We start from the raw sequence: 9,909 nt of genomic DNA on the forward strand, positions 1-9,909 counted from the left end.
AAGAATATCATTTCCATTGCCCCCGAGCAGGGTGTCATTACCCGCATCGCCGGAAAGCGCATCGTCGCCGTCGCTGCCGGTCAGCGTGTCATTGCCATCTCCACCTGATATCGTCATCGGCGATACGCCTGCATAGAAGACGTCGTCGCCTGGGGTGGGTGCCATCGCCCGCTGCATGAGATCAGCATGGGTCCAAACGGTCCCATCAGCGAATTGGACGGCTTCCAAGCGGCGCTGGGTGGTCGAAACAACACCCTGAAGCAATATCTGATCGCTGGTTCCACGAACTTTCAGCAGCAGATTATCCGCGCCCTGCTCAACGACATCGATATCGGCCGGATTGATGCCCGCTGCCAATTCGAGGCGGTCGTTGCCGCCATCGAACAGCGTCCAGTTGCCATACCACCAACCTTCATTGTTGTCGTAAATCGTGTCCTGGCCATCACCAGCATTGAAGCGATAGATATCGTCGCTGCCACCGCCCTCGAGACGGTCAGTGCCCAAGCCACCAGCAAGATCGTCGGAGCCATTACCCCCTTTGATCATATCATTGCCGATGCCGCCGGAAACGACATCATTTCCGTCTCGCGCGTCGATCGTGTCATTGCCTGCGTCGCCTGCAATTATGTCGGCACTGTCGCTACCGGTCAGCGTGTCGTTCCCGTCAACACCTGGACCACCGGAGAGATCATCAGCGCCATTTCCGCCCTTGATGATGTCATTGCCCATGCCGCTGGCAATGACGTCATTGCCAGGCGTACCACTAATCACATCATCGCCTGGCGTCGACATGCTCGCGAACATGACATTGATGAGCGTTGCGGGATCCCAGATAGTTCCGTCGGCAAATTCGATCGTATCGATGCCCCATGTACCATCGCCGAGGATCTGGTTCTCGATCGTGATCGAACCGGTATGACCGGTGAAGGTCAGGATCACGTCGGCCTGATCGGCAGTAGAAACGGTCGCTCTCACTTCGGACGTCGTAATGCCTGCGCCGAGGATCAGCCGGTTGAAGCTCCCGGTCCACCAGGTATATTCGCTGATGACATCGTTGCCGCTGTCGGCCGCGTAGAGGTAGATATCGTCCCCCGCGCCGCCCTCGATGCGATCGTCGCCAGCCCCGCCATCGAGGACGTCGTTCCCTTCATTGCCGATGACAATGTCATTGCCGCCCGCACCATTGAGGACATCGTCTCGCCAGCTTCCATCGATCGTATCTGCGCCTGCGGTCGAGAGCGCAGCAAACAGGTGCGTGTTGAGCTGTTCAGCCGTCCAGCTCGAGCCATCGGCGAAGCGCACCAGATCGATGCTCCATTCGCCACCGGCATTAAGCTGATTGTCGAGAGCTACCGATCCTGCGCCGATAGGCATGACCAGGTCGCCGCCCGGTGTGGACGCCCGCGAGAAGGTGACATCCGACTGGGCGATGCCAGCGCCCAGTTCCAATATGTCATAACTACCATGGTACCAGGCATAGTCGCTGACGATGTCGTTTCCGCCGTTCAGGCCGTAGCGATAGATATCGTCGCCCGATCCGCCAGCAAGGATATCGTCACCGCCTTCGCCATCGAGGGTATCGGCGCCGTCATAGCCCTCGAGGCTGTCATTGCCCGCGCCGCCCAGGATGGTGTCATCCATCCAGGTGCCGGTGATAGTGTCGTTGCCCGACGTTCGGAAGCTCGCCAGGAAGCGGCTGTTGAGCTCCATCCTGTCCCAGATGGTCCCATCGGCGAACTTGACCCGCTCGATACCCCATTCACCGCCAGAGTTGAGCTGCTTATCAAGCGTAACCGAGCCTGCCGTGCCGGCAAAACTCAGGACCATGTCGGAGGAATCGTCTGACCACGATATCGTGGGGCGCGATATCGTCGCCGAAGATGAGCATGTCGGCGGATCGGAGCAGCGGCGTCGTCTGAATGTCCTCGATGACGTCCTGACCATCGCCCGCGTTCACGACATAGAGGTCGGCGTCATCACCGCCCTGCAGCAGGTCGTTGCCCTTGCCACCGGTCAGCGCATCGGAGTGCATCGAGCCGATCAGATGGTCGTCACCGTCCGTACCGGTTCCGACCGCGATCATGAGCGCCGGAATTTCCATGACAGTGCCATTGGCGAATTGGATGTCTTCCACGCCCTTGTTGGAGCTGAGGAGCAGGTCCCCGCCGCCGGGTGTGACGTCCGCGAACTGGCCAGTCACGCGGACGGTTTCGCCCGTCGCCGTGACCGTGATCAGCAGATCGGCACCCGAGCGCGCCATGCTGACATCGTCGGGAGTGAGGAAGGCGAGCTTGCGCGTGTCGAACCCATCGCTGCCGAGCGCCTGGGGCGTAACGCCGTCGATGCCAGCCCAGCGATAAAGAATCGCCTCTGCGCCGTCCTCAAGTAGCGAAAGGTCGGTCGTGTCGAGCGCGACATAGTCTTCGACGAGACAGTCTCAGCGACGAGGTCAAAGCCATCGCCATTCAGATCGAGAACGAGCGGATCGTAACCGGGGAGGCCGTGGCCGAACCCGGAATATAGAGCGAGATTGACATATTTATCGATGTTTTGCTGCGAAGCCCATTTTTGCCGCGCGACCTCGACCTGAAATACTGAAATGCCTGCCGAGCCAACGCCCGAATTGAAATCGATATCGTAATTTTCGAGGTATGCCGTCCCTCCCTGTCCCCAGCCGAACATCATCGCCAGCGTCCCATCGGACAGAAGGCTGTATTGGACAAATTTCAGAGTGACGGAGTCGACCATGATAGCAGCGGTCGCGATCAGCTCAGATCCGATAACAGGAAATGCGGCGCTAAGAGATGTGAAGGGCGCGTAGTATGCGGCGTTGCCCTCCATCCACCATTGTTTGACGCCGCCCGTCAGGCGCATTCCGGCATAGTAAGTTTCTTCGCCCTGACGCTGTTCGGCATCTTCAATGGTGGCATTGGCTCCAACAACGAATCGGTCCGTACCTGAGCCACCAAAAAGATGCGAAGCGACTCCACCAGCTACGAGAAGGTCGTTCCCATCGCCACCCTCGAGGACCGAAGCGCCAGCTCCGGAGATAAGCTGATCGTTTCCGCCGTTCCCGCGCAGTTGGCCGCCTTGCGCCGCATTGGTGCCATACAAGACATCATTATACTCGGTACCGTTGACGTTTTCGACGTCACGAAGGCGGAGCTCTGATCCGCTGAAGGCACCATCGTTGATATACAACACCTGATCGGATGCATTTCGAAGATCTACAGTAACGTTCGTGCTCAGCGCAGAGACATCGAGTTTGTCATAGGCGCTGAATGCGGCCCCCTGGCCACCAAGGTCGACATATTGGATATAGCTGACATCAGAATCATCATTGATCACTAGGCTGTCGCTGCCGTCGCCCGCTTCGACTGCGGCGCGTTCAATCGACGTCAGGACGTCGCTGGTATCTTCAAAGCTTCCTGCGACGTTGTTCGCATCGCGCGCTCCGTCGATAGTCAGTCCAAAATCGGAAGGCTTTTGACTGCCGATGAAAGGTACGGAGTTGATCGAAACAGTCGAGTTACCGTGATAATATTTATAGACGACAGTATCGGTCCCGTCGCCGATTGGCAGATCAATACCGTTCAAACCACCATCAATATCGTCATCCCCGTCATTCAGTTCAGAGACTAGGAGATCATCACCAAAACCACCGAATAAGCCGCCTGCGACAGAGCCATCAAGTTTATCATTTCCATTTCCCGCCTCCAAACGATCGTCGCCGGCGTTTCCTTCTAATAGATCGATCCCATCGCCTCCACTCAGGAGGTCATTTCCATCGTCACCTTGAAGTAGATCGTCGTCCGCGCCGCCTAAAAGTATATCATCCCCATCTCCGCCATAAAGTCTGTCTTTCCCATATGCTCCATCGAGAAGGTCGTCATCCAACTGGCCGAAAAGCAGATCATCCCCACCCCCTCCGAGCAGACGATCGTCTCCACGATCACCTATGATTATGTCATTTCCACCTGTTGAACCAAGGGGATCTTCATCGCCTAACAGATAATCATCGCCCCAGCCGCCGGCGAGCAAATCATCACCTACGCCACCCGCCAAACTATCGATTTGGTGTGCACGGTCTGATACAAAATCGGCCGCATCCGCGCCGACTGCGCCAATACCATCCTCAGTTTGAGCGACTTGGTGATAGTTAGCGTCTTCTAGGCCAGAGTAACTTTCCTGAATTAGTCCAGTTGCCTCTCGCCCAATGGAAATTAGGACGGTATCGGCGTTTGATATCGATAGACCATCTGAGAATATTATATCGTTTCCACCCTTCCCTTCCATGATATTGGAGAGCATATTTCCTATTATTACGTCGTTGAAATCGGTTCCAATTGCATCTTCAATGTACGCACCAAAGGCGATTGAGACATTTTCGCGTCCGAGTGTGCCATTTTCGCCCAGTGTTACGGTGAAATTGCTAGACACGGCACCGACGGATATAAATTCCGTCGAATTGGGGTCATCTCTATTAGTAAAAGTTGTGTTATTAAAAACATTTACGCCGATCGACGAAAAATGGCCTGGCCTCAGGTCGATGAATGCGCTATTTTGATAAGTGTATGCATTAATTTCGTCGTGGCCTCCCTGAGCATCCCAAATAGCAAAAGATCGATCTATTGAATTGTAAATACTACCTCCAAATTGTCTGACTCCATTAATAAATAGCGGTGTTCGGTCGTATCTACCGTTAACTGAGTCAAAGTGCTGCTGCTCGTGAAATATATTATATACAGTACTGCCAACATTTATTGATGTGTTGACGCCATACATTTTTTGAAGGGCGGCAACGTCATATAGCTGATAATCCGCTGCAGGGCGTTCTTCGGTTCGGATGTGCTCGTAAGACATTATGGAGTACTTTCCATTGTCTTCGACACTTAAAGATCCATATGCCTCGCTAGAGTGACGCAAGCCGAGCAGATGCCCTAGTTCGTGAGGCAAAGTCATCGGGGATTGCCCTCCCGACTGCCCACGTTTCGTCAACCAAATATAGCCATCTTGCGGAGAACTATTATTTCCGATCTCGTTAACCCAGCCTGACACGCTTCCGCTTGGCGCGATATCTACATTAAGCGCGCCAATCTTGATTGCTCCACTGCCTGTCAAATCTTGAGAAAATGTCAAGTTCGCAAAGGCCGCAACACCTTCAACCGCTGAGTATGAGAAGATATTTCGATTAAATTGCGCCAAGCCGGCTGGGTCAAAATCCGTCAGGTAATTTAGGAGAGCGCCGGTGTTATTCGGCATACTATTATCGAAAATGTGCCTTCCGTCACTGAAATTTGTATAACTATATACAAATTCAGCGTTATTTATGCCGTCAATGAACGAGAACGTAAGGTGGTTTGTTGTCCATGGACTCCCGTGCACTAATGAAAAGGCGTTCTCCATGCTGCCTGCGGTCATAATCCACCTTTTTTGGTCAGAAATTTTGTAAAGGTATAAGATAATCTGTCAGCGTCAGCCATCGCCGAAAGGCCGGCTTCTGATGGCCCTACCGGATGGCCATTTTCATCTGCCATTCCTGAGATGCCGGGAGCACGGCCATTTAATCTCTCAATCCTACCAATCCAGGCTGCTTGACCTTGCCATACTTCGAGCGTCACCCGATATGGCATCCCTCTGCGATTTGGTTCGATGCGTCCATAAACGAAGATCGCGGACCTATCCCCGCACTCTTTGCCGCCTGCTAGAGCGTTAATGCGAGACATGCCTTGCCAGTGTTCCGATTGCTTGAGCATTGCCAGCGCATTGCGTACCTGACTTCCATTAAGTGGAAAGGTGGTTTCGCGCAGAGTACAAAATATTGTATCAGGCTTTATTTTGAAAGTTCCAAGATTTAAAATATGAATTTTAGAGTCTGCGGGGAAATCCTGTTTAGCTAGTGACTGTACAAAAGATGGTGTGGAAGTTCCGTTACATGCCGTCGATGCGAGTAGTAACACAGTAGAAAACGCCGCATTTGAGAAATTCATCGTTCCCTCCCTGCTTCCTTCCGCGCCTTATCGATCGGACTCAAAAGATAGCTTAAGATGTTTCGATGTCCCGTCCCGATATCGGCGGTCGCTGGCATGCCGACGCCTAGAACAGCGTCGCCTCCTTCTAATTGAGGCTTTGACGCAAGGCGAATCCGGGCGGGGTAAACGAGCCCAAGCTTTTCATCCTCCACCGCATCCGAACCTACACTTTCCACGATTCCAGAAACCGATCCGTAACGCGTGAACGGAAATGCCTCGAGCTTCAGAGCCACTGGCTGCCCCTCTTTCACGAACCCGACATCACGGTTCAGGATTTTCACTTCGGCTACCAACGTACCGCCCCTTGGAACCACCACCATGATGGGCTTTGTCGCTTCGACCACGCCGCCAATCGTATGCACCGCCAGTTGCGTGATGGTCCCGTCGGCGGGCGCCACCAACCGTTGCAGACTGCTGCGCTGACGGCTCTTGGTGAGTTCTTCCTCCCGAAGCCGAGCATCTGCTTCAGCCTTCGCAAGGTCCGTTAAAATGCGCATTCGCGCTTCCGCCTTCGACTGCGCCATGACGCTACCTGCGCCCGACGATTGCGCCTCGGCCTTTCGTGCCGTCTGTAGCGCGGCTTCACGGTCCCGAATCGTCGCAAACCGCTGCCGCCGCATTTCGATGACTTTGAGCTTGGCCGCGCCAAACTATGCCCCGTAAAGGAAATTTGATCAATCGTAACATCGGGATGACTATCCATAAACTGTTGCACCGCGTTAATCGCGTGAACGGTTTGTGGTCCGGTTATCAATGGTACACCAACAAGAAAATTTTGAAGCGCGTCGGTACCATCAAGCTCCCAGTTATCTGTTCCGCGGAAGGCGATTACATATTGATCATTGTTTTGAAATACAGTGACAGATAAAGCTTCTAAATTGTCGTCTTGAATGGTCGCTATAAGATCCCAATATGAGGCTATCGGTTGTTCTCCGTTTCTACGATAGTAGAAATACGATTCTGCGGCCATCATTACATAGTCAGATTGACTAACCATTCGAATACTCCTTTACTCGCCGACGTATGGGTCACGAACAATATTTGATATCTTTGAAATAGAATATGCTGACCCGGCCACCGAGATAGAGTCATACAGTTTGGCGTTAGAGCCTTCGACCTTGAACTCGGGTTTCGGAACTCGGTTATTTTCCGGATAGAAACGAAGAATTCCAAGATCGGACAATTCGCCTACCGTGCTGCTGCCTTGGACGAAACGGAATGATATTATTTTCGGTAGAAGCTGAGCGCATTTGACAAATGCGGCGGGTCCGCTTGGCATAAGAGTATTCTCTTTATAGATTCGATCTGCCTGTGGTCTTATGTTAAGACGAACCTTCCCAAAGGTAATCTGAATGGGTCGATACCCAATATCAAATTCCGCCGGAATATCAGATATTTCGGAGTTTCCGTACTGCATTTTCTCGATACAACGTTTTACAATTGCAGCTGCAGACCTACTGCTGGTGTTAATACTATTTGGAGTGTCATTTGACACAGGGTCGCCTTTCGGAAGCGCAGCGTAAGCGACGAAGCCAAGCCCTAATTTTCGGGCCGTCTGGAATTTTCCAACTTTTATAACGTCATCCGCTAGTGGATCCTTCTCTACACCCGCCATTTCCGTTTTTTGAACATTGGCGTTCGACGGTATAAAAATAACATGAGAATCTATGATATTAATTTTAGAGGACGTTGTGCCATAGTAGCTTGGAGACAAATACTCTTCGATTATACTAGGATTCTTTTCCGAATCTGCCCAAATCAATAAAGGAAAGATATTGTAAGGCCCGGTTGATGCCCATTCTGCGGTACGGGTTGAAGGGGATCTTGGCTTTCCTGCTTTATACGCGCGGTTAATTAGGCAAAGATCTGGGATTTTCAGGGCGATAAACCCACCATCTTTCAAGGAAATCCCGACCGACTGTGGAGAGATTTTGCGGGAGGCTAGATCTGTTGTTTGACCAAGTGAGCCTCCACTCACGGTCCGGACATGGCAGCGAACCAACTGGCTCAAATTCAGGTTGGAACCATTATAAACAAGATCGACGCTGATCTTGTAAAACATATCCGCATTTGAATCCGAAATTTGCCTTTCGCTGGAAGGTTTTCCGCGCGATTTGCTCTCATCGCACGAACATAAAATGGCGAATGACGCAGTTAGCAATGCGCTAATGCCAATTTGACAGATAGTGCGGGTCACCGCTCTCTCCCCGCTTCTTGGCGTGCCTCGTCAATTGGGCTCAGAAGGTAGCTCATGATGCTACGGCGCCCTGTCCTTACGTCGGCGAGGCATTGGTCAGGAATTCGCGGATGGATTCCAACTGACGAACCCGCGTGACCGTGTCGCCGACCCGCCGCCCTTCGAAATAGGACAGCGGCAGGCCCAGCATATGGCGAAAAAGCTTGGATCCGAGTTCCACGTCCAGCTTCTGGCTGGTCTCGGAATATAGCCGTGTGCGCAGCCAGCCAAAGGCGACCTCCCAGACGGACACCGCTACGAAACCGACCAAAAGCACCTGTAGGGTCGCCAGCGTATTGTGAACCAGCACCTTGTCTATGACATTCTGGAAAAGGAGCGGTGCCGCCAAGCCAAGGAGGTTGAGCGCCAGCGTGATCAGTAGAACTTCACCGATCAACTTGCGGTAGCGAACAATCTGGGGAATGAACCAGCGGATGTCGAAGCGACCTGCTGCCCCGCCGACGCTTTCGCGGGTCGTCAGTAGAATGATCTCGCCCGACCAGAGCGCCTCCAGTTCGTCTCGCGACAGCTTTTCCACATCATGGCCTGGACGTTGGATCAGCGCCTCGCTCTCATTAGCCCTCCCAATGACGAACCACCCTTCCGATCCGTCAGCCAGAGCTGGCAGAGGCAGGCGGGAGAGCTTATCGAAACTGGTAAAGATAGAACGTGTGCGAACGCCATCCTGCCGTTTGCCAAGGCGAAGCAAATCTCCTGATGATACGGGTTTATCATGCCCCAGTTCGTGCCGCAATTGCTGAGGATCCACAGCAATTTTATGGACAGCAAGGAGCGTTGCTAATGCGCGTAAGCCGCTCTCAACATTCAGCGCGGCATCCGCCACCATATTACAATAGCCCCCACGATGCACCCCTGCATCAAAAGCCATTCTTCCATGACGGGTCGATGACCACAACAAAATTTATAGAGTTATCGCGCTTTTAACCGGCAATGACAGCCATTTCGGATATTTCCTATTCGTGGTTTTGAGGTTTCTCATTGGAAGCCCAATTTAAAATGCTCTGCCTAGCGTGGTAAGGCGAAGTCGTAGTCCATTAATGGTCTGGTCGCGGTTGAGTGACTGTTTCAAAAGTCCATGCTGGGTAGGAGGCGAGCGCCTCCTAACAATTTGGCGTCAGCAGCGTTGTTCAAGCCACTTCCGGGTAATACCCCTCATCGTCATTTTGGTAAGGCGGTGTTCGGGCGGGACACCTTGCCTTTCCAGCACGCGCAGGTCTTCAAGCTCTTGTTTTGTAAATGGTACATAGCGTTCTGACATGGGTTCTCTCCATGTTGGGATGCGGACTGGTTGCGCGCCAACGCAACCAGTCCATCTGTTACCCCATGTATCATGCTTCGTTAAAAATAGCACATCGTCCGACGATCGATCACATTTGCAGGATCATTCGATGAACTCACGCATAGTGGATCGAGTTGCCGTGCTGCGGCGGGCCGGTTTGGTGTAGCACCATCAACGGCGGTCCGCTGGCGAGCACAGCAGCGTGAGACGGGTGACATTGCCCCAAAGCCGCGCGGCGGGGATACGCGATCGCGGCGGATGGAAGAGCGGGCAGCCGACATTCTGGCCATTTGGGAGGAGCGCAGGGACATCACCCTCGAAGAACTGCGTTTGGCGCTGGC

The 9,909-nt window shown here is 53.0% G+C and carries 9 protein-coding genes and 1 pseudogene; 1 reads left to right on the forward strand and 9 read right to left on the reverse strand.

Annotated features, from left to right (window positions below):
* The 9 genes from WG908_RS16235 to WG908_RS16275 all read right to left on the reverse strand — a co-directional run.
* On the reverse strand, positions 1-1,827 hold a 1,827-nt coding region (locus WG908_RS16235), incomplete at its 3' end, for a calcium-binding protein (protein ID WP_340187564.1).
* Positions 1,784-2,260 carry a calcium-binding protein gene (locus WG908_RS16240; RefSeq protein WP_340187556.1) on the reverse strand — a complete coding sequence of 159 codons (477 nt, stop codon included), beginning with the start codon at positions 2,258-2,260 and terminating at the stop codon, positions 1,784-1,786. The genes WG908_RS16235 and WG908_RS16240, both read right to left, overlap by 44 nt.
* Positions 2,233-5,421 (reverse strand): hypothetical protein, encoded by a 3,189-nt coding sequence (locus WG908_RS16245; RefSeq protein WP_340187557.1) that lies wholly within the window; start codon positions 5,419-5,421, stop codon positions 2,233-2,235. The genes WG908_RS16240 and WG908_RS16245 overlap by 28 nt, the downstream gene beginning before the upstream one ends.
* The gene (locus WG908_RS16250) at positions 5,418-5,990 is read right to left on the reverse strand and encodes a hypothetical protein (RefSeq protein ID WP_340187558.1); all 573 of its coding nucleotides are present in this window, start codon (positions 5,988-5,990) and stop codon (positions 5,418-5,420) included. The genes WG908_RS16245 and WG908_RS16250 overlap by 4 nt, the downstream gene beginning before the upstream one ends.
* Positions 5,987-6,529 (reverse strand): beta-barrel domain-containing protein, encoded by a 543-nt coding sequence (locus WG908_RS16255; protein WP_340187559.1) that lies wholly within the window; start codon positions 6,527-6,529, stop codon positions 5,987-5,989. Before WG908_RS16255 ends, WG908_RS16250 begins: the two co-directional genes overlap by 4 nt.
* Positions 6,517-7,029, reverse strand: a complete 513-nt coding sequence (locus tag WG908_RS16260) for an alpha/beta hydrolase family protein (RefSeq protein ID WP_340187560.1) — start codon at positions 7,027-7,029, stop codon at positions 6,517-6,519. The genes WG908_RS16255 and WG908_RS16260 overlap by 13 nt, the downstream gene beginning before the upstream one ends.
* A 12-nt stretch (positions 7,030-7,041) precedes the next feature.
* Positions 7,042-8,229, reverse strand: coding sequence for a hypothetical protein (locus WG908_RS16265; RefSeq protein ID WP_340187561.1), 1,188 nt, complete (start codon positions 8,227-8,229; stop codon positions 7,042-7,044).
* 76 nt (positions 8,230-8,305) lie between these two features.
* The gene (locus WG908_RS16270) at positions 8,306-9,157 is read right to left on the reverse strand and encodes an ABC transporter transmembrane domain-containing protein (protein WP_340187562.1); all 852 of its coding nucleotides are present in this window, start codon (positions 9,155-9,157) and stop codon (positions 8,306-8,308) included.
* A gap of 246 nt (positions 9,158-9,403) precedes the next feature.
* Positions 9,404-9,547, reverse strand: coding sequence for a hypothetical protein (locus WG908_RS16275; protein WP_340187563.1), 144 nt, complete (start codon positions 9,545-9,547; stop codon positions 9,404-9,406).
* A 93-nt stretch (positions 9,548-9,640) separates the two neighbouring features.
* Between WG908_RS16275 and WG908_RS16280 the strand changes: the two are divergent.
* Positions 9,641-9,909, forward strand: a pseudogene (locus WG908_RS16280) (hypothetical protein); the annotation flags it as partial.

Origin of the sequence: Sphingobium anseongense (assembly GCF_037725245.1) — a bacterium.
GTDB lineage: Bacteria > Pseudomonadota > Alphaproteobacteria > Sphingomonadales > Sphingomonadaceae > Sphingobium.